Source organism: Desulfovibrio sp. JC022, from assembly GCF_010470665.1.
GTDB lineage: Bacteria > Desulfobacterota > Desulfovibrionia > Desulfovibrionales > Desulfovibrionaceae > Maridesulfovibrio.
The window spans coordinates 223111-243351 of sequence record NZ_VOPZ01000004.1; the positions used below are offsets into that span (position 1 = coordinate 223111).

The window sequence follows — 20241 nt, forward strand, 5'->3', positions numbered from 1 at the left end:
TACCCTGAGTTAGTATTCTTCCCGTACCTGTTTCAGCCCTTGTGTCATAGGGCATGAGACTGAATCTAAGAAAAAACTCTCTGTAAAACAAAATACAATTCATCAAACAAACACTATGAACGAACTCTCATCTGGATGGAATCATCTTCGCGGTATTGAGCCGCTCAGTCTTTGCGACTGGCCGGGCCGGACCAGCTGCGTATTCTTCCTCGGCGGTTGTAACCTGAACTGCCCTACCTGCCATAATTTCGACATGGCGTGGAATATGGAGTGCCTGCCCCTTCTATCCAGAGAGGATATGAAATCTTTCCTAAGGAACCGAGCAAAATGGCTTGACGGGGTCACAATCACTGGTGGCGAGCCTACAACGGTACCTAACCTCGGAGAAATTCTTTACGAAATTCAGCAGGTTTCCAAACTGCCCATCAAAATGGACAGCAACGGGATGCTTCCTGAAATTCTGGAAGATATTCTTCAGCAGGGATTGGCGGACATGTTCGCCGTTGATGTTAAAGGACCGTATGAGAAGTATCCTGCCCTCACCGGGCAGGCCGTTACCGCTGAAGCGGCGCAGAAAAACCTTGAAAGGATTTTCGAGCTTGCCGAGGCCAACCCCAAAGCCTTCTATTTTCGTCTGACCAAGGTACCTATCCTTACAGATGAAGATGTCGAAACTGCCAAGAGTTATCTTCCGGATGGCTTTGACCTGACCATCCAGAACTACATTCCTCCAAGGAGAGATCATGCCCACGCAGATAATGAAGCGAGACGGCCGGTTGGAGACCTGGTCGACTGAGCGAATTGCACAGGCCATTTTCAAAGCACTAGGTGCCAACGGAATTAAAGACCCGCTCATGGCCAAACGTATGGCCAGAAAAGTCGAGCAGAAGCTTGACGGCGTAGACATACCTGAACAGGAACATGTTCAGAATATGGTCGAAGAAGTGCTTATGGATTCCCGCCTGCACTCTGTAGCCAAAAAATTTATTCTTTATCGTGACAGCCGCCGCAGACTGAGAAACCAGAAAGACGCCTATCTCGACATCAAAGAAACCATTGATGAATATCTGGAAAAAAGTGACTGGCGTGTGGCTGAAAATGCCAACATGACCCACTCCTTTCAGGGACTCATGCTTCATCTCTCCGGAACCATTCAGGCCCGTTACGCCCTTGAAAAATATCCTGAAGAAATCAGGCAGGCCCACGAACACGGCTACTTCCATATTCATGATCTTTCTTATGGACTGGCCGGTTACTGCGCCGGATGGTCCCTGCGTGACCTGCTTTTAGAAGGTTTCAACCTTGAAGGCCGTTCCTGTGCCGGACCGGCAAGGCACTTCGACGCCGTCCTCGGACAGATGGTCAACTTTCTCGGCACCCTGCAAAATGAATGGGCAGGAGCACAGGCATTCAACAATGTTGACACTTACCTCGCTCCGTTCATCCGCCATGACGGTCTTACCTATGAGGAAGTGCGTCAGGCCATGCAGAAATTCGTGTTCAACCTGAACACCACATCCAGATGGGGCGGGCAAAGCCCGTTCACCAACCTTTCATTCGACCTTGTTCCGCCCAAACATATCGCTAAAGAAGCGGTAATCATCGGCGGTAAACTTCAGGATACCACTTACGGCGAATATGCCGAAGAAATGGAAATGATCAACCGCTCCTTTCTTGAAGTTATGGTCAACGGAGATCAGCATAACCGTATTTTCTCCTTCCCCATCCCCACTTACAACGTCACCGAAGATTTCCCGTGGGACTCCCAGATCGGCAAAACCCTGCTCGACCTGACAGCCAAATACGGCGTGCCCTATTTCCAGAATTTTATTAATTCAGACCTCAACCCCGAAGACGTGCGTTCCATGTGCTGCCGCCTGCAAATGGACCTGCGCGAACTGCGCAACAAGGTCGGCGGATTATTCGGAGCTGGAGACCTGACCGGGTCCATCGGCGTGGTCACCCTCAATCTGCCCAAACTGGCTTACCTTGCTCAGGGTGAAGAGGATTTCCTTGATCTTATTGAAGAGTACGCCATTCAGGCCAAAAATTCTCTTGAATTCAAACGTAAACTAATCCAGACCAACCTTGATAACGGCATGTTCCCGTGGTCCCACCGTTACCTCAAGAACGGTTATAAAGGTCATTTCTCCACCATCGGACTGCTGGGCGGACATGAAGCCTGTCTGAACCTGCTGGGCAAAGGGATTGAAACACCTTCCGGCATAAGGCTCATGACCCGGGTTCTCAATCACCTGCGCGACCTGACTTCCCAATTTCAGGAAGAAACAGGCAGCCTCTACAACCTTGAAGCCACCCCGGCTGAAGGAACCAGCTACCGCCTGGCAAAAATCGATAAAGCCCTTTATGCGGATATCCAGACTTCAGGTAATGGAATTCCCTACTACACAAACTCAACAACTCTGCCCGTAGGTGTTTCTGAAGATGTGGTGCTGGCTCTCTCACACCAGAACAAATTACAGCCCCTGTACACCGGCGGTTCTGTCTTCCACACCTTCCTCGGGGAATCAACAACGGACCTTGATGCATTGAAAAGTTTTATTATCAAGGCCTTCCGCAACACAAAAATTCCTTATCTCTCCATCACTCCGACCTTCTCCATCTGCAAAGAGCACGGATACATTCAAGGTGAGCACCATACCTGCCCCGACTGCGGCGCGGAATCGGAAGTCTACACCCGAATTGTGGGCTACTACCGCCCTGTAAAACAATGGAATGAAGGCAAGAAAGCAGAATATAAAGACCGGCAGGTCTACAACACATTCTGCTGCTAACTACCTGTCGCACATATAAAAACAGAAAGGAGGTCTTTTTTAAAGACCTCCTTTCTTATTTCGGGCATGAAAGTCAACTTTGCACTCATTTTCATTGCCAATAAATATACATTGCATTATGCTTAGCCATGAAAATGAGATAAGTCTGAGATTGATTTTATTGGACTTCATACTCAAACAAGTACAGATGGGATGGAGAATATATGCGAATTCTGGTTGTAGATGATGAGCAGATGGTCAGGGAAAATCTGGTTGATTACCTTGAAGACGAAGGTCTGGATGTAATCTCGGTAGGAAGTGCGGAAGAGGCCCTGACTCTGATGAAAACCGACAATGCCGATATCGCCATTGTAGACATGCGTCTCCCGGTGATGCACGGTAACGATCTCATCATTAACTTGAAAGAACTGCATCCGGACATGGATTTCATCATCCATACCGGGTCAGTGGATTACGCAGTTCCGCCGGATGTCCGGGCCTACGGTATTTCTTCAGATAACGTACTGCTCAAGCCAGTTGCGGACATGGATATGTTCATCCAAAAAATAAGAACCCTATTCGGCACCAAGTACGAAATTTAACGGATTTTTTCTGATAAGAGAATTGCCGCCGATTCCCAGTGGGAGTCGGCGGCTTTATTTTATCCCACGCATCTTGCGGTAAAGAATCACCGCGCCCATGTGTTCGGTGGTAAAACGGTCCGTATGCCCGGCCAATGTCTCAGTAGCCCCCAGCATAAGATACCCTTTGTCGGGCAACATATCGTGAATGCGGTGAACAATATCAATTTTTGTAGGGTCATCAAAATAAATCAGCACATTGCGGCACATGACAAAATCAAATTGCCCCAAAGAGCGAAAGGAATCCAGCAAGTTGAATTTCTTAAAAGTAACAAGGGACTTAACGGCGGAATCTACTTGCCAGCTATTGCCGTTCTTCTCAAAATACTTATCATAACCGGACGGTAATCCCCTTGATTTTTCAAGGTTGCTGAAGAGTCCTTCTTTGGCCCGCTCAATCACCGGGCCGGAAATATCTGTGGCCATTATAGAAAAATCAGCCGGAGAGAGCTTTCCTCCCCCAGCTGTTCTGGTCCATTCATGAATGAGCATGGAGAGGGAGTACGGTTCTTGTCCTGTTGATGATGCAGCACACCAGATTTTAATCTTGCCACCCGGCCTGCGATTCTTCAAAAGTTCGGGTAGAACCTTATTCCTGATGGAAGTAAATGGATGATTGTCACGAAAAAAACTGGTTTCGTGGGTACTTATGGCTGAGATGGCCTCTTCCTTGAAATGAATGTCACCCGACACCAAAAGCTTATAAAACTCACCCCATGAACGACAGTTGCGGGATTTATACAATGCTTTAAACCGATGCTGGATTAGATATTCCTTGCCTTCGGATATGGTCAATCCACACATTCGATAAATTTGCTTACGCAACAGCTCAAAATCATTCTTATCCAGCTTTAACTCTTCGCGGCTCACAATATTCCCTCATCCGGTCCTATTCAGATTCAGTACCCACCTGCCCCATGAGGACAATCTCATTTGCCCACTGCATGGCAGCCAGATGACTTCTTGCCACTGCAAGAGAAGAAAGATTATTGCCCATAATCAAACGCCCCAAGTCATCCCATTCCGCCTTCTCAAGGCATTTAACCAAATCAAGATATAACGAAACTGTATTTCGTTTACCAACCAAAGCCTGTATAATATCTTTCTCTACTGGCAGTTCTTCCATTAGCTCTGCCATAGGTCTGCCCAACAGGACATCAAGCAGGGAAAACAGCCCCAACATAAACATTGATTCAGATGAAAGCGGACAATGCTTAATTTCCAAACATACCAGCTCCAAAAACTTGGCCCTTTTTATGGACAGAAAAGCAAGCTCGTTACCCGCCGGACCTGAACTCATATCCGAGAGCAGAATCATACGCAGCCAGCCTGCCAGTTTCCTGTATCCGATCAAAGCAATAGCCTGCTTGATGGAATTAATTTCGTTGGGCAATCCAAAGGTAGGTGAATTCATAAATTTCAACAGACGATAGCTGACTGAAACATCAGAGTTAATGGCCTGAGTCAAATCGTCAACTTCAAAATCATCGCCACTGATGGAGCTCAACAGCTGCATGCGATTAATATTATTAGTGGAAATCTTCTTACCGGGAATTATCTCCGGACGACTGAAAAAGAACCCCTGAAACAATTCAAATCCCAACTCCCGGCAACGGTTGAACATTTCATTGTCTTCGACCTTTTCCGCCAGAAGCTTCACGTCCAATTGCTTGAGATTGCCTACAACATTAGCCAGTTCATCAGGGTTCAAATCAAGGCAATCGACTTTGACTATATCCGCCAACTCAATAAAAGGCTCAAAGCCTTCCTGTCCGATGTAATCATCAAGGGCCAGCACATAGCCCCTTTCCTTCAGTCCCTTAAGTACTTCAAGAACATCAGGTTCAGGTTGAACATGCTCCAAAATCTCCACCACGCAAACTTCCGGAGGCAGAAAATCAGCAGCTCCTTCCAACAACATATTTCTGGGAAAATTGATCAGTAAACGCTGCCCTTCATCAATATCTTCCTGTATCAACCCAAACCCGTCAGCAATAACCTGAGAAGTCGCTGCATCTTCATCTCCAATCTCAGCAACATTACTTCCTTCGGAATTACGAAAAAGAAGTTCGTACCCCCAAGTAGACTTCTCAGCATCAAAAACAGGCTGTTTGGCGACAAAAAAAGAATCCAGAAAAAGATCCTCACATTCACTCATAAATCCCGCACCCCAAAGTTCGTTAAAAAATTATCCAACCATTACAGATAACATACCTCACCGAAAGGTTAATATCAATCAACGTGATTTATAAACTCCAGCCTAGGGCATCATGGGAGCAAGCGACAGACCTCTTGTTTCATCAAACCCAAGCATAAGGTTGGCATTGGCTACAGCCTGACCGGAGGCCCCGCGGCAAAGGTTATCAATGGCAGCAACAACAATCAGCCTTCCGGTCCTTTCATCAGGAACCACAGCCACATCACAGAACATGGTTCCGCGCACCCAGCGGGTTTCCGGCAATTGTCCTTCAGGCAGGAAACGGATCATCTTTTCATTTCCGTAAGCCTTTTCATAAGCTGCGCGAATTTCTTCAGTAGTCACGCCCGATTTCATTTTGGTATAAATGGTGGAAAGGATACCACGGTCAATGGGCAACAGGTGGGTATTGAAGGATACCGTCATATCTTCGCCGGAAACAACGGCAAGCTCCTGCTCGATTTCCGGGGTATGGCGGTGAGTGGTCAGACCGTAAGCGCGGAAAGAATCAGCAACTTCGCAAAAAAGAGTTCCCACGGCAGCCTTACGTCCTGCTCCGCTGGTACCGGATTTGGAATCAATAACAATATCGGACGTTTCAACCAGACCTTCGCGCAAGGCCGGGGTCAGTCCGACAATTACGGAAGTAGGGTAGCAGCCGGGGTTGGCAACCAGTTTGGCACCTTTAACCTGATCGCGATAAAATTCCGGCAAACCGTAAACAGCTTCCGGGAGAAGATCCTCGCGAGTATGGTCAACTTTATACCATTCTTCATAGGTCTCGCGGTCACGAATCCTGAAATCTGCACTAAGGTCCACCACTTTGATATTCTTATCGTAAAGCTGTCCGCCGATATTCATGGCGGTCTTGTGGGGCACAGCAAGAAAAACGAGATCACAGGATTCAGCCAGATCATCAACATCAGGTGCGGTAATTTCAAGACCGCCCAGTTCCATGCCGTTAAGGAAAGGATAAATATCTGCGAGTTTTTTACCTGCTTCGGCACGAGAGGTAACCCGGACAAGCTTCATGCCGTCATGGTTGCTCAAAATACGGGTAAGCTCCATACCAGTGTATCCGGTTACTCCCACAAGTCCTACAGCTACGGCACTCATAATCATCCATCCTTGCAATAAATATTTAACAAAAGGGCGCGGAAAACCGCGCCCGGAAAGATCGGTATTAAAAGATATGCCCGGTCAGGGGCACAAAAAGAAATGTTGAAAAAGACTAGCTATTTCTGGGTCTTCTGCACGTATTTCATTCGCAGATTGTAAAGCAGTTCACAAAGGAGCCGCTCTTCATCTTCGGTCATTCCGTTCTTGATCTTATCTTCAATCACGGCCAGAACATCGATAGACTGCTTGGCAAGCACCGGAGAAAAATCAACTCTGCCTGTGGAAGGATCAGCCACTTCTCCGAGATGAACCATGGCAGAAGAACTCATGGACATGACAAAAGTAGAAAAATTAACCTCTGGGATAGGCATATCCTTGGCATATTCACTGCCGCAACCGCATTTTTTATCGTCAGACATAACTAAACTCCTTAAATAATCTGCCGGATTCTAAAAACATTATCCGCAAGATTCAAGTGTTTAAAAAATTAATGCGCCTGAGCCCAGTTGCGCCCTAAACCGAGATCTACTTTGAGCGGCACAGTTAAACTAGTTACGGTCTGCATATCATTTTGCAGGAGCTTACCTATTTCTTCGATATTCTCTTCCGGGCCTTCCACTAAAAGTTCATCATGAATTTGCAGGATCAACCTGCCGCCAAGATGTTTGATTTCTGCATTATCAGCTACTTTGATCATAGCCATTTTGATGATGTCGGCAGCACTGCCCTGAATTACAGTGTTGATAGCCTGCCTGCGGGCCTGTGAAAGTACCTGCTGACTGGTGGAATGCAACTCAGGCAAAAGACGTCTACGCCCGGAAAGGGTGGTGACATAACCTTTTTCGCGCCCCTGCTCCACCACGGAATCATAAAAATCTTTGAGTACATCCAGCTTTTCAAAATATCTGGCAATAAATTCCTTGGCCTCGTTAATCTTAATGCCAAGTTCACGGGAAAGCTTCTGCGGTCCCATGCCGTAAATCAGACCGAAATTGATCGTCTTGGCATTACGCCTCTCATCAGAGGTCACATCCGCCGGGTCACGGTCAAAAAGCAGAGCAGCTGTGCGGGAGTGGATATCCTCGTCCTGCTCAAATGCAGAGACAAGGGCCGGGTCCCCGGAAAAATGAGCCAGCACACGCAGCTCTACCTGCGAGTAATCCGCTGCCGCTAAGCGCAAGCCTTGCCCGGCAGTAAAACAGGCCCGCATGCGCTTGCCCTGATCGCCACGAATGGGGATGTTCTGCAAGTTGGGACCGGAACTGGAAAGACGCCCGGTTGCTGTTGCCAGCTGATTGAAATTTGTATGAATCCGCCCGTCGGAATTAACCAGCTTGGGCATAGGTTCAAGATAGGTGGAGCGCAGTTTCTCCATCTTCCGGTATTCAAGAATATCGGTGATGATTTCATGCTGCCCGGAAAGCTTTTCAAGCACAGAGTTGGCGGTTGAAAGCGCGCCCTTGGGAGTTTTGCCACCGGGTTTGAGACCGAGGGTATCGAAAAGCACTGTCGCCATCTGCTGACTGGAACGGATATTAAACGGCTCCCCGGCCCGATCATGAATAGTCCGGGTAAGCTCGTTAATACGTTCGCTAACCTCAGTAAGAAAATCTGCAAATGCAGCAAGATCAATAGTGATCCCGGCCTTTTCCATCTCCGCAAGCACGGGGATCAACGGTATTTCAAGATTTGCGGTAAGTTCATCAAGCCCTGCGGATTTTACACGCGGCCCAAGCACATGCATGAGAGCCAGTGCAGCCAGCCCCTGTGCATCAGGATGGACTTCATCCACTGCGTCAGGCAGTTCGTCCCCGGCAAAAAGCATAGCCCGCATACGGTCCCAGCCGTAATTGCGTTCTTCAGGGTTAAGCAGATAGGCGGCAAGGCTTAAATCAAACCAGCGGGAAAGCTGAATTTCAGACCAGGCCTCGTCAGCACGCAGAAAGGATTTCACATCAGCAACAACAATAGTCTTTGCTGATTGCAGTCCACCGGCAAGCTCCTCAGCTGTGACCTTGCACATCCACTCCTGACCATCCAGACCGATAAAAAAGATATTGCCTTCGCGAACCAGACCGACTTCTTTATCGGTGAAATCAGGCAATTCAGCACCAGAAGTAACTTTCTGAAGTTCAATCCGATTCTCTGGAGCCGCCGGAGCCGGGGTATCTTCGCCGAACAGGGAAAACTGTCCGCCACCGGATGCTGATTTCTTGGACTTGGCAGCAGGAGCAGAAGCTTCCTCACCGAACAGGGAAGCCTGACCGGAAGCCCCTTTCTTAGAACTGCCAGCAGGAGCCGGAGCACCGGAAGCGTTAAACAAAGCCTTCACGTCACGCACCAGCGAACGAAATTCGTAGGTGGACATAAATTCTGCTGCACGATCCGCATCAACATCACGCAGTGTGCACTGGGCAATATCACAATTAGCACAGCTATCCAGACGCATGCGGGTCAGTTGGCGGTAAACAAAAATATTTTCCAGCTCATCCTTCATCTTCTTCTGAATGGCTGGCTTAAGCTTGTCATAATTATCGCGAATTTCTTCAAGAGTGGGAAACTCAGCCATAATCTTAGTGGCGGTCACCTTACCAACGCCCGGAACACCGGGAATGTTATCCGCTGAGTCACCAACCAATGCCTGAAAATCAGCCCACTGTTCCGGCTCCATCTTGGTATCTTCACGAAAATCAGCAAGGGAAGTGATCTTTTCCTTCTTCCCGGCCGGATCCCACATGAAAACATTTTCATCAAGGCACTGCTTAAGGTCCTTATCCGCACCGAGAATAACCACCGGACGTTCGGACTTGTAACGAGCAGCAAGGGAGGCAATGCAATCGTCAGCCTCTTCGCCTTCGGATACGATAAGCGGCACACCAAGAACGTTAAGGGCTTCCTTGAGCGGCTCTATCTGGGAGCGTAGGTCATCCGGCATGGGCGGACGCTGGGCCTTGTACTGGTCATAAAGCTCATGGCGAAAGTTCTTGCCTTTTCCGTCGAGCATAAAAACCAGATATTTGGGTTTTTCCTCTTTTATAACCTTAAGTAAAGTACGCAACACAAAAAACAAAGCATTGGTAGGCACTCCGTCAGAACGCTTAAGGTCCGGGTAAGCATGAAAACCACGGTAGAAAAAGGCTGAACCGTCAATCAGGTACAGGGGATCGTCGTCAAAATTCAATTTATCTCTAAGTGCCATTATATGCCTTCGGGTTCAGACCCTGCGATTGTTTTGTATGAGAAAAAGATCAGATGCGCTTTACGATTTTTTTGCCCTTGGTCAGTTTCTTAAGCACAAAGGATTCAGGATCGGCGTCTTCAAGGGCTTCCAGCTTGATCTCAGCCCGTGCAGCAGCTTTGTGCCCGCCTGCGGAACCGATCTCATTGAAAAGCTTGGCTGCCATCTTGCCCATATCCTTGCGCATGCCGTCACCACGGAAAATGACTACAAGAGTATCTTCATAGATACCGGAAACAACGTCCCATGAGACCCCGTGCACACGCATGAGGAAATCAGCGAGGATGACCAGTGTATCCGGATTCTCCACCTTACCGATATGGGAAAAAAGACCGGGCCCGATGCGGCGCAGATTGTAGAAAGCGCGGGAAAAATAGCGCAGCCAGTCAGGATGTATTTCACTGCGGGTGATGCGCTTGATGAGATCCATATCCGCATATTTAGTCAAGTATCTGAATGCCTTGACGTCATCGTCAATAAAGGGACGCTCAAAGCTCTGGGTATCGGTTTTGATACCGTACAGAAGTGCGGTAGCCAGCAGTTTGGCCGGACGGATATTCAGGTTGTAAAGATATTCGGTCATCATGGTGCAGTTGGCAGCATATTTTGGACGGATGTCCACATACTCCGCATGGGGGTATGGCTCCTCCGGCAGGGGATGATGATCGATAATCACGGAAAATTTCAATCCCTCAAAATCGGGATGATGATGCGGTTGGGAATCCAGAATCGCGAACCTGTCATATTGAGCCACAAGGGTAGGAATCATCCTCTGGGCCGGAATACGCAGGTAATGCATCATGGCAAGGTTATCAAGACGCTTGACCTCGTTGATGTGGGCAATCCCCACCTCAGCGACCCTGCGTCCGATTATGCGTTTAAAGGCCATTGCCGAAGCAAGGGAATCCGGGTCGGCATTGACCACCACAAGCCAGCGCTCTTCCTTATTACAAAGGGCGAGCAAATCCTGAAGCTGATCTTCAAGCTGTTTAAAATAAGCCATAGTTACTTCTTCAGGGTCAGGGGCAACCCTGCGGCCACAAGATAAACTTCATCTGCAATTGCGGCCATTGTACGGTTGAGTGATCCGAGCCTGCGAACAAAACTGCGGACTTCACGTGTCATTGCCACCGGGCCGAGCCCCACCTCACATGACACCAAAACAACATCCGGCCCTTTCCATTCAGATAAAAGCCGGACAACCTCCCCGATAGACTGCTCCCCGTCCGCAATTTCGGAACAGGAAAACAGCCAAAAATCCAAACTGTCCACCAGCAGGTGGTCGTATTCTTCTCTAGCCCTGTTAAGCACCTGACGCAAGTCCGCTCCGGCTTCAAGAACCGGAATGGACGGGTCACGCTCCAGCCGATGATCCATAATCTGCTGCCGAAAAGCCATGTCACGGGCTTTTCCGGTGGCTATGAAACATTTACGGCCGGAATATTCTGCAAACAGGTCGAGGGCGTAGTCTGATTTTCCCGACTTATTGCCCCCCAGCACAAATGTAATCAAGCTTTCTCCTTGGTACATGAATACATAAGAACGGGAAAACTATCTTTACGTACTCTATTTCCAGCAAAGACTGCAACCACAAGAAAAATTTCACAAGGTTTTACTTTATTTTTCTTGCAATACAATAATCACTCAATAATTGCAGTGAGTTAAAAAAGGATTTTTCCTCAAAGACCTCAACAGTCACAACACCGTCTTTTCCAAGCAAATCAAGTAAAATACCTAAAGTTTCCAGTCCGTTGCTATCGAGATATTCAAGTCCTAAATGCTTTCCGCCTTTACCCGGCGCATTGAGATGCAACATGCCAACATGCCCCTCAATACCGGACTCACGCAAAAGGTCGTCCTGTGCGTAAGCCAGTATGTGCCCTAGATCAAGGCATATTTTCATACCGCAATCGGCTATGACCCCGGTCAGACCGATCAATGAATTTTCCTTGATATTCTCAAAAAGAACCGTTCCAGGCTTTATCGAACTTCGGGAAATAACGGCTGCAAAATCGCGGATCTGCCCTGCGGCTTCAAGTCCGGCAGCAGGGGGATGAATAACATGGGCAACAGGTTTAAGATGTGCAGCTTTGGAGTTTAAGGCCAATACGATCTCAGCCACCCGCTCCCCGCCTTCGTCCCAAGGCAGATCCAGCGGATGGTGAATATGAAAGGACAGCCCGCAATCCGCCAGATCAAGCGGCAGGTCAGCCTCAGTGTAGTCAAGGCAGGATTTTGTTTCAAAAAACAGCAAAGCGACTTCATCTACCTTGCCTGCCAGAAAACGGCAGTTCTCAGCAACAGTGCCGGGAATAACCCATGAAGGTGCTGCCAATTGAAAAACAAAATCAAAATTATTCAAAAATCTGGACATTTTTGCCGCCCTGCATCTATTAAATCTATAATCTGTAACCCGCTCACTGAGTCAACACACTGGAGCGCAAGTCCTTTTTATACACGGCATAAGTATTGCTTAAATTAAAGCATATTCAATTATGTCGGGAGAAAGAAAAATGAAACGGGTCAGGAATTTTTTCCAACACCACTTCAACCCGTTGCACATCTTCTGTAGACTCAGAGGCGCAGGTTTAAGCGCGTTGGCTGCACGAAGAATGTCAATGGTTTATGAGAAGGTAGTATACAAGGTTTTTCTGCTGTAATTATAAAAACCTTCATCCATCCTTGTTCATATGCACGAAGCGAAAAGCAAAGCCTACATATCAAGCAGGCTGATTTTCTTTTCCTTCTGAACCTTGCGTGCAACCATCGCTGACTTCTTCACCCCTTCCGGAAGATTCTTCAAAAAACGAGAAACAGGCAACATCAGGGTCCGCCCATATAAAGGCCTTTTGGCCGCATGGGACATGTAAAGATTTTTCTTGGCCCGAGTCATACCCACATAAAGCAACCTGCGTTCTTCTTCGGTATCCTCCGGCACCAGCGGACCGTCACCGGAAATCTTCCCGGTCAGGATATCCGGTCCGGCAAAGGGCACAATTCCATCATCAAGCCCGGCCAGAAAGACAGCCTCGAACTCAAGTCCTTTTGCGGCATGCATGGACATAATACGCACCTTCTCAGCTTTATTACGTACCTGATCAAGATCATTCTGCATATGAATCCAGTTGAGCAGACCGGACCAGCCGCCATGTTCCTTGTATCCCTTGACCATATCCCGGAAAGGTTTGCTCTCCCAGAAAAGCTGGTCAAAAGGCGGCATGTCGGTCAGGTAAGCGGAAAGGCCCAGCGGCCCACGGGCAATAACCTTCTCAGGAACCTCCGGCACTTCATCATCTGCATCCTCAGCAAATCCGAGCATTCTGCGTGCAGCAGCCAAAAGTATTTCCACCCGCGAATCGTGCCAGAAACTCTCTGTTTCAGGTACGCTGCAAGGGATGCCCTGCCGCTTGAGCATAGCCTCGATGGGGCCGATCAATGCCTTAAAACGAACCAGTACCGCAATATCACCGGGACTTAAGGTGCCGACTTCTCCGGCATCCACCAGACTGTGACTGGTGGCACCGATAAGCTGTTTAACACGTTCTCCGATCCAAGAAGCCTCGCGATTGCTGTCCGGGGCCGAAAAAAGTTGAATCTCTGCTTCATAATTCCTATGAGCCTTAAGCTGAGGCGGGTTCTCCAGCACCGAGGCGGAAGCTTCCAGCACGCCCTGCGCCGAACGATAATTATCCTCAAGGTTTATCTGGATCAAATTTTCCCAGAACGCACGGAATCTATTGGCAACATTCCCGGCGGCACCGCGAAATCCGTAAATGGACTGGTCCGGGTCGCCGATGGCAAACAGCCCTTCCCCGTCATCTCCCACAAGTCGCTGAACTATTGCCAGCTGCAAAGGAGAAAGGTCCTGCACCTCATCCACCAGCACATGGGTGAATGTGCGCACATATTTATCGGATTTAAGTTCCGAGTGCCAAAATTCCAGCAAATCAGTGTAATCCACCAGATTGTACTGGTCTTTCTGGCGGGTATAATTGGTTAAAATTTCAGCCGGCCCTTCGCTCAAGGATGCCATGGTTTCGCGGGCAAGGCTGATGGATTCCCATGCCGCCTTAAGTTTAGCCCCGCTAAGTTCAGGATTGGCCCGTCCAAAAACCCGGCGGGCGGTTTCTTCATTAAGAATGATCGGATCATGATCAAAAGCATTGGCCCAGTATTCAAGGGCAAGGGCATGCAGCGTATCCGCACGGGGCAGGACTTCATCTTCACCGAGCATATTGCGCATACGCTCATTCATTTCCTCGGCGGCCTTGCGGGTAAACGTCAACGAAAGGATACGCCGCGCACGGGTTCCCCGCTCCAGCAGGTGCTTGATGCGGCCCATGAGGGTCTGGGTCTTACCGGTTCCCGGTCCGGCAATGACCAGTACCGGTTCCGGCCCGGCTTCCACTGCTTTCTTCTGAGCCTCGTTGAACTTCACAATCCCGGAATCCTCTTCCGGTTCGGAAGTTTTGCGGACTTCAGCTTCGGGCTTGGCATCGTCAAGATCACCCTTGGGTTTGCGGACTACAACCAGCTTCACGCCGTTGACAATCTCATCACGTTCCTGAGCGGAAAAGACGGAAATGGTTCCATACTGCCCGTCAAAACCGGGATTACGGATGACCTGCCCTTCGCGCATACGACGGATGCCCTCGGCAAGATGTACATTGTGCCGCTTGAGGTCCTCGACCGGGACCTGCTGCAAGATGGAAAATTCAGAACCGAACTCTTTAATCAGCGGAGCATAAACGCCGAGCACTTTCTTTGTCTTGGGTCCGGTACCCACAACCTCGGAAATAATTTCCTTGAGCGGCACCAGCGAATCAAACCCCGGCTGTCCTTTGGGTTGCTGCGCTTCTTCACGGTCGGCAAGCTCCATAACCCTTGAATAAACGCCCATGGTCAAAGGTTTACCGCAGACCGGACAGACCCCGCCGCGTATCTTAGATTCATGGGGATCAAGCATAATTCCGCACTTACGGTGCCCGTCCATGTAGTATTTGCCCTCTTCCGGAAAAAATTCAATGGTGCCCATAAATTTATGGCCCAGTCCTTCGCCGCGCAAAGCTCGGTAAATGCCCTCATAGGACATATCGCCACTGAAAATATTTGCTTCGCGGCCCAGATTTTCACCGGAATGGGCATCAGAATTGGAAACCATGCGGTACTTATCCAGCGCGGAAATAAACCAGTTCATTTCCGGGTCTGAAGAAAGTCCGGTTTCCATGGCGAATATTTCTGAAGCCAGATCGCCATAGCATTCTTCCACCGTATCGAAGCCGGACTTAGCACCGAAAAGTGAGAACCACGGGGTCCAGATATGGGCGGGGATGAGAAAAGCTTTGTCGTGGGTTTCAAGGACAATTTCAAGAAGGTCTTTGCTGTCCAGACCGAGGATGGGGCGGCCGTCTGAATTGAGGTTGCCGATGGTGTCCAGCTTGGCGTTAAATTTCTTCACCGACTCAAGGTCGGGCATATAGACCAGATTATGAACTTTGCGGGTTTTGCCGTATTTTTTGTAGATGGAGCTGATTTCGGTCTGGAGCATGAATCGGGTCTGCCCGGCAAATGGCCCTTCCACCCAGTCGATGGATTCTTCCAGCCCTTTAGGGTCTCGCAGAGAAAGAAGCCCGGAGCCGTCCTCCACCAATTGCTCTTCGATCTCGGCCACCCATTCGGGATGGGTAAAGTCCCCGGTGCCGATGACATCTATGCCCTTAACCCTTGCCCACGCAGCCAGAAGGCGCGGGTTCAATGCTTTGCTGGTGGCACGTGAAAATCTGGAATGGATATGCAGGTCGGCTATAAATCTTTCCATGGTCTACCGTTCTTCCCCGTCGTGATCACTTATTGATCAACTTATCTTTTTAAACAGCATAACCAACTGTAAAAGCTGGATGTTATCATATCATCATCGAATCATCACAACCCTTTTAAGGCTTACGAAGGACACTACATGCAGCCTCAATATATTGCAAGGCGGTCCCCACTTTGATAGGGAATTTTAACTTGAATTTGATGCGCTACGCGCTTTTGATAAAAAATTTCGCCTCCGGCGGCTTAAACCCTTTGGAAAGGGTTTAAGAATCCCAAACTTTTTTAATAAGGCTTCGCCGCTTCGTATTAAAAATTGGAGTTCAATTGAGAAACGCTACTATATATGACATTTGTGATGAACCAATCTTTAGATGTGAGAACCCTAGTGTACCGGGTGAAAACCTTCGTAAGCTTTACAAAAAACTTTTCGGCAATCCGCTGTTCAAGCATTTTATCCTGCGCTGGTGCTCGCACCCGGCCATTTTCCAAAGTAAAATCGGACCCTATCAAGAGATGATGGAGGCCGCCATGCAAGCCAGTTACGAAAACTGGCAGGATAAGGAATGGATTGAAACAACCTTCACACCACTGGCAAAACTGTTGGATCGCGTTAAAGATCCTGAGTGGCGCATTCGCGAAAAAGCGGATACCCGTCCCCCGCGCGTTAGGGAAAAAGAAGTAAATGAAGTGCTGAATGCGGTACTTTCCGACATCATCCGGGTCTGGGATAAGAATCCCAAGGACCCTTATTTTCCGGTATCCGCACAGGTCGTCATGCCCGGAGATTCCATCTGCGACGGTGAAAATTTCCTGAACATCATGACCGGACTGGGATCATACGAATTTCAGAACATCAACCTGCTCTTCGGACTGATGCGCTGCTTCCTGCATGCCAATCCACTGGCTCTGAAAATATTCCGCCGCCCATGGAAAGGCATTGCCGAACCGCTTTCCATGCGCGTTTCATGGATCACCCACCGCACTGGATTTTATGACGACATTTTTTGGGAACAGATTTACAATCTCTACATATTGGAAGAATTGCCCCACAACGAACAGAATAAACTGAAGGAAATGCTGGAATCGCTGCTCCATTTCCTGATCGTCACAAGCATGGAATGGCTGGAGGCACCGAGTTCCGGCATTAAGCATCCGGCAATCACCTGTCTGCCCAAGGATGGAAACGGCCAACCGCTATGCAATCTCAAACCCCGCGATTGGAAAGCCAAAAAAGAACTGGGATTTGACGATTACGTGCCTGATGTGGACACAACATTCCTTGCTTTGGCGATGAGCCGCAAATGGCTGGACCTAGTGGCGGAAAAAAATCTAAACGCTAATCAGGAATTGCTGCGTGCGGCCGAAGTCTTCCTTGATTTCCCTTGGGTGGAGATCATCAATGAATATCAGATCGGTTCCGGCAACAAGACCAATCCCCCGACCATCACCATGACCCGTCCGCTTGACTATTTCGGAGCGGTGCCGCTCTGGCTCGACAAGCCGTTTAAGAAAAGTAAAGAAGATGGACGCATTGTGCGCGAAACTCTGGGTAATGAAATCTGCCCCGGCCACAACATGGACATATTTGAAGCCATCCTCGCCAACCGCTATCAATGGAAGGCCCTTGAAGGTGACAATCTTGAAACCCTGAAACGGTTCCTGACGTTTCATCACAATGGATTCATTAGCGGTAATTTCAAGCAGGACAGCGCAGTACGTTTTTACTTACCGGAAATTTATGTCAGTTATGCCGGGCGTCTCTACGACACATGGCTGACCATTCCCGAAGACGAACAGCAGCTTATCGATCCCGACGGTAAAGTGGAACAAATCCGGTCCGCAGCCATGGATTACTGCAAATACGACATGCTCGGCGCGACGCTCAATCCCTTTGACGCCGCACTGGCAGTAGCGACACTCTGCCTGCTGCGCTACCCCCATCGCGGAGATGGGCTCATCGAACGAGGAATTAAGATATTACACAACCATCTCGGCGAAGGGTTCTTCAGGCATCCCTACAAAGCCTACGAATGGACCATGGTCCGCCATCCCACAAGGATCATCGTCGGTAGCGAAGTCACAACTTCGCTCTTCGCCATGAATGCCATTGCCTGTTACAAGCATTATATGAAAAGCTAAAAAAGAGAGGGGGTGCTAAGCACCCCCTCTCTTTTTTTATTTCAATTTCTTCCCATCGTGCCACGCCCGGCCCACGCACTCGCCGACATCCCAGTAGCGGTTGTCGGGCATGGTCAGGGTGAAGGGATTAACCTTCTTGATATCCGGTGCGTCATCGGTAAGAACTTCCTCGTCGCACCATGTGGCGACAACTTCCCCGACAAACAAGGTATCATTTGGCAATTCCATGGAATCAAAAACCTTGCACTCAATGACTACCGGGCACTTGCTGATCACCGGAGCATTTTCCAGCACCCCCGGCTCAACATCAAAGAGGCCGGACTTATCAAGCTTGGAACCTGAAACAAGCCCCACAAAATCAGTGACTTCAACCATCTCCACAGACGGGACATTGACGCTGAATTCGCCGCTGGCCTTGATCGCCATGTTTGAAAAATGCCGCTTGCCCACGGAAATCATCATCAGGGACGGATTGTAATTAACCCGCGAAACCCACGCCAGAGCCATAAAGTTGTTACGTCCGTCATGCCTTGAGCCCAGAATTGTCTGGGGCATGGGCAAGGTAAAACCTTGAATTCCTATATTTTTCTTAGCCATTTAAACTCCTGTGTAAATAGTCAGCTAGGCTTAACAATTCCACAAATATTAAACGAATGCCACCGGAATTTACAAAAACAGTAGCAACGATAAAGCCATGACCGCCATACCGCTAACCAGCCCATAAATGGACAAATGATGCTCGCCGTATTCCTCGGCAGCGGGCAGAAGTTCATCAAGGGAAATAAAAACCATAATCCCGGCCACCCCGGCGAAGATTATGCCGAATACGGTCTCAGACATGAACGGCATGAGCAGCAGATAGCCGACCATAGCCCCCACGGGTTCCGCCAGACCGGACAGAAATGAATATTTGAAAGCTTTCTTCTTATCCCCGGTAGCGTAATAAATAGGCACTGAAACCGCGATTCCTTCAGGAATATTGTGAATAGCGATAGCCACGGCAATAGCTATACCGAGACTGGGATCACTGAGCGCGGCAGTGAAAGTAGCCAGCCCTTCGGGAAAGTTGTGGATACCGATTGCCAATGCAGCCATGGTGCCCATACGGAAAAGCTTACGCTTTCCCTGTTCGCTCTCCAGCCCCTCGCCATCTTTAATATTTTCAGGATTCATTTCCTCAATGCGATGCATCTCATGCGGGTTTTCGTAGGAAGGAACCATCTTATCAATCAGTGCAATGAGAGCAATACCGCCGAAAAAAGCGATTACCGCGGCCCATGTCCCGGCAACTTCACCCATATCGGCCTGTAAAGCATCCTTGGCTTTGACCATAATTTCCATAAAGGAAACATAAATCATCACCCCGGCGGAAAACCCCAGTGACACAGACAAAAATTTTGGGTTGGTCCGCTTGGCGAAAAAAGCCAAGGCAGAGCCAATTCCAGTGGCAAGTCCGGCAAAAGCGGTCAGCCCGAAGGCAAATAGGACATTCTCGGCAAGCATATCCTTTCCTTATTTTTTCAGATTTAAGCGACAGAGCACAGGAGCCTCAATGATCAAAATTTTACGCGGTCCCAATTTGGAGTCAGGGTTGGCCTTGATGATCGGCTCAAGATTAACCGGGTTGGAAATATCCACTTTATTAACCCCGCTGTTCCTTGTGGCATGACAAAGCCAGATATGCCCTTCATCATCAGGAACTATCAAACCGACATGATAGTGCAACAGTTTGTAATTTTTAAATTTTATGGGCTTACTCATGGAGAAAAGATACACATGTCCGGGTGTCATCTGCTTGATCACATCCGCCCATGCCCCGCGATCACTGAGTTCGAACCCGCGCAGGCTCATACCATCATTATCCTCAATGACTGCACTCTGCCCAAAGGGAAGCACGGGCCTGCGCTTCAGACCTTCGGTTACGTTGAGGACGAGGTCATAACCGAAATCCCAATCCTCGCCGTAAGCTGAATCCGGGCCGCTGTCTGCCAGGCGGTCAAGAGTGGTATCGGCAAGATTGAAGTTACGGGTAAAGTAATAACGCGAAGCTGCCACGGTAAAACCGCTGCAATTAAGCCCCGGTTCCTTGAGATAAACTCCCGGTTCAGCAAAAAAAGTAAAATCCCCGAAGCGGTTGATAGCCGCATCCCCCCGGTAGGGAATACCTTCGAAGTAACCGAGCACATCCACAGGATTTGAACATCTCTGGGGAGCTTCGCCAAGTCCCTTTGGATCAGGGATGCTGGTCTTGGCACACCCGGCCATAAAAGAAAGCAACAAAACCAAAAACAATATATGCATTTTACTACTGAACAT

Annotated in this window: 16 protein-coding genes; 4 read left to right on the forward strand and 12 right to left on the reverse strand. The window is 48.8% G+C overall.

Going from position 1 to position 20241, the window contains the following annotated elements; genetic code table 11:
* Positions 1-115 precede the first annotated feature (115 nt).
* The 3 genes from FMS18_RS08070 to FMS18_RS08080 all read left to right on the forward strand — a co-directional run bounded on the left by FMS18_RS08070 (position 116) and on the right by FMS18_RS08080 (position 3376).
* A complete protein-coding gene (locus tag FMS18_RS08070) occupies positions 116-796 on the forward strand; it encodes an anaerobic ribonucleoside-triphosphate reductase activating protein (protein ID WP_163293256.1) in 681 nt (226 codons plus the stop codon).
* Entirely contained in the window at positions 744-2795 is a 2052-nt protein-coding gene (locus FMS18_RS08075) for a ribonucleoside triphosphate reductase (protein ID WP_163293258.1), read from the forward strand. Before FMS18_RS08070 ends, FMS18_RS08075 begins: the two co-directional genes overlap by 53 nt.
* A 203-nt stretch (positions 2796-2998) precedes the next feature.
* Positions 2999-3376, forward strand: a complete 378-nt coding sequence (locus tag FMS18_RS08080; protein ID WP_163293260.1) for a response regulator — start codon at positions 2999-3001, stop codon at positions 3374-3376.
* 54 nt (positions 3377-3430) lie between these two features.
* On the opposite strand, the gene FMS18_RS08085 is transcribed toward FMS18_RS08080, so the two are convergent.
* From FMS18_RS08085 to FMS18_RS08125, 9 genes are all read right to left on the reverse strand, one after another.
* Entirely contained in the window at positions 3431-4285 is an 855-nt protein-coding gene (locus FMS18_RS08085; RefSeq protein WP_368854154.1) for a protein-glutamate O-methyltransferase CheR, read from the reverse strand.
* A gap of 19 nt (positions 4286-4304) precedes the next feature.
* A complete protein-coding gene (locus FMS18_RS08090) occupies positions 4305-5573 on the reverse strand; it encodes an EAL and HDOD domain-containing protein (RefSeq protein ID WP_163293262.1) in 1269 nt (422 codons plus the stop codon).
* A 102-nt stretch (positions 5574-5675) separates the two neighbouring features.
* Positions 5676-6728: an N-acetyl-gamma-glutamyl-phosphate reductase gene (gene argC / locus FMS18_RS08095; RefSeq protein ID WP_163293264.1), complete on the reverse strand. Its 1053-nt coding sequence runs from the start codon at positions 6726-6728 to the stop codon at positions 5676-5678.
* A 119-nt stretch (positions 6729-6847) separates the two neighbouring features.
* Positions 6848-7150, reverse strand: coding sequence for a DUF1844 domain-containing protein (locus FMS18_RS08100; protein ID WP_163293266.1), 303 nt, complete (start codon positions 7148-7150; stop codon positions 6848-6850).
* A 68-nt stretch (positions 7151-7218) separates the two neighbouring features.
* Positions 7219-9930, reverse strand: a complete 2712-nt coding sequence (gene polA / locus FMS18_RS08105; RefSeq protein WP_163293268.1) for a DNA polymerase I — start codon at positions 9928-9930, stop codon at positions 7219-7221.
* 49 nt (positions 9931-9979) lie between these two features.
* Positions 9980-10972: a bifunctional oligoribonuclease/PAP phosphatase NrnA gene (locus tag FMS18_RS08110; RefSeq protein WP_163293270.1), complete on the reverse strand. Its 993-nt coding sequence runs from the start codon at positions 10970-10972 to the stop codon at positions 9980-9982.
* A gap of 2 nt (positions 10973-10974) precedes the next feature.
* Positions 10975-11481 carry a bifunctional adenosylcobinamide kinase/adenosylcobinamide-phosphate guanylyltransferase gene (locus FMS18_RS08115; RefSeq protein WP_163293272.1) on the reverse strand — a complete coding sequence of 169 codons (507 nt, stop codon included), beginning with the start codon at positions 11479-11481 and terminating at the stop codon, positions 10975-10977.
* 100 nt (positions 11482-11581) lie between these two features.
* The gene (gene cbiR, locus FMS18_RS08120; RefSeq protein WP_163293274.1) at positions 11582-12343 is read right to left on the reverse strand and encodes a cobamide remodeling phosphodiesterase CbiR; all 762 of its coding nucleotides are present in this window, start codon (positions 12341-12343) and stop codon (positions 11582-11584) included.
* Between the two features lie 339 nt (positions 12344-12682).
* On the reverse strand, positions 12683-15787 hold the full coding sequence (locus FMS18_RS08125) for a UvrD-helicase domain-containing protein (RefSeq protein ID WP_163293276.1): 3105 nt from the start codon (positions 15785-15787) through the stop codon (positions 12683-12685).
* A gap of 527 nt (positions 15788-16314) precedes the next feature.
* Here FMS18_RS08125 and FMS18_RS08130 point away from each other — a divergent pair.
* A complete protein-coding gene (locus tag FMS18_RS08130; RefSeq protein ID WP_239060988.1) occupies positions 16315-17925 on the forward strand; it encodes a hypothetical protein in 1611 nt (536 codons plus the stop codon).
* A 36-nt stretch (positions 17926-17961) separates the two neighbouring features.
* Here the strand turns inward: FMS18_RS08130 and FMS18_RS08135 are convergent, their stop codons facing one another.
* The 3 genes from FMS18_RS08135 to FMS18_RS08145 all read right to left on the reverse strand — a co-directional run bounded on the left by FMS18_RS08135 (position 17962) and on the right by FMS18_RS08145 (position 20241).
* Positions 17962-18522, reverse strand: a complete 561-nt coding sequence (locus FMS18_RS08135; RefSeq protein ID WP_163293278.1) for a flavin reductase family protein — start codon at positions 18520-18522, stop codon at positions 17962-17964.
* A 69-nt stretch (positions 18523-18591) separates the two neighbouring features.
* Positions 18592-19428, reverse strand: a complete 837-nt coding sequence (gene zupT / locus FMS18_RS08140; protein ID WP_163293280.1) for a zinc transporter ZupT — start codon at positions 19426-19428, stop codon at positions 18592-18594.
* 9 nt (positions 19429-19437) lie between these two features.
* A complete protein-coding gene (locus tag FMS18_RS08145; RefSeq protein WP_163293282.1) occupies positions 19438-20241 on the reverse strand; it encodes a hypothetical protein in 804 nt (267 codons plus the stop codon).

What these genes read in the sequence shown, in the direction of transcription:
- FMS18_RS08070 (WP_163293256.1), top strand. Translation starts at nt 116, where the DNA reads ATGAACGAACTCTCATCTGGATGGAATCATCTTCGCGGTATTGAGCCG.
- FMS18_RS08075 (WP_163293258.1), top strand. Translation starts at nt 744, where the DNA reads ATGCCCACGCAGATAATGAAGCGAGACGGCCGGTTGGAGACCTGGTCG.
- FMS18_RS08080 (WP_163293260.1), top strand. Translation starts at nt 2,999, where the DNA reads ATGCGAATTCTGGTTGTAGATGATGAGCAGATGGTCAGGGAAAATCTG.
- FMS18_RS08090 (WP_163293262.1), bottom strand. Translation starts at nt 5,573, where the DNA reads ATGAGTGAATGTGAGGATCTTTTTCTGGATTCTTTTTTTGTCGCCAAA.
- argC (WP_163293264.1), bottom strand. Translation starts at nt 6,728, where the DNA reads ATGAGTGCCGTAGCTGTAGGACTTGTGGGAGTAACCGGATACACTGGT.
- FMS18_RS08100 (WP_163293266.1), bottom strand. Translation starts at nt 7,150, where the DNA reads ATGTCTGACGATAAAAAATGCGGTTGCGGCAGTGAATATGCCAAGGAT.
- polA (WP_163293268.1), bottom strand. Translation starts at nt 9,930, where the DNA reads ATGGCACTTAGAGATAAATTGAATTTTGACGACGATCCCCTGTACCTG.
- FMS18_RS08110 (WP_163293270.1), bottom strand. Translation starts at nt 10,972, where the DNA reads ATGGCTTATTTTAAACAGCTTGAAGATCAGCTTCAGGATTTGCTCGCC.
- cbiR (WP_163293274.1), bottom strand. Translation starts at nt 12,343, where the DNA reads ATGTCCAGATTTTTGAATAATTTTGATTTTGTTTTTCAATTGGCAGCA.
- FMS18_RS08125 (WP_163293276.1), bottom strand. Translation starts at nt 15,787, where the DNA reads ATGGAAAGATTTATAGCCGACCTGCATATCCATTCCAGATTTTCACGT.
- FMS18_RS08130 (WP_239060988.1), top strand. Translation starts at nt 16,315, where the DNA reads ATGCAAGCCAGTTACGAAAACTGGCAGGATAAGGAATGGATTGAAACA.
- FMS18_RS08135 (WP_163293278.1), bottom strand. Translation starts at nt 18,522, where the DNA reads ATGGCTAAGAAAAATATAGGAATTCAAGGTTTTACCTTGCCCATGCCC.
- zupT (WP_163293280.1), bottom strand. Translation starts at nt 19,428, where the DNA reads ATGCTTGCCGAGAATGTCCTATTTGCCTTCGGGCTGACCGCTTTTGCC.
- FMS18_RS08145 (WP_163293282.1), bottom strand. Translation starts at nt 20,241, where the DNA reads ATGTTCAGTAGTAAAATGCATATATTGTTTTTGGTTTTGTTGCTTTCT.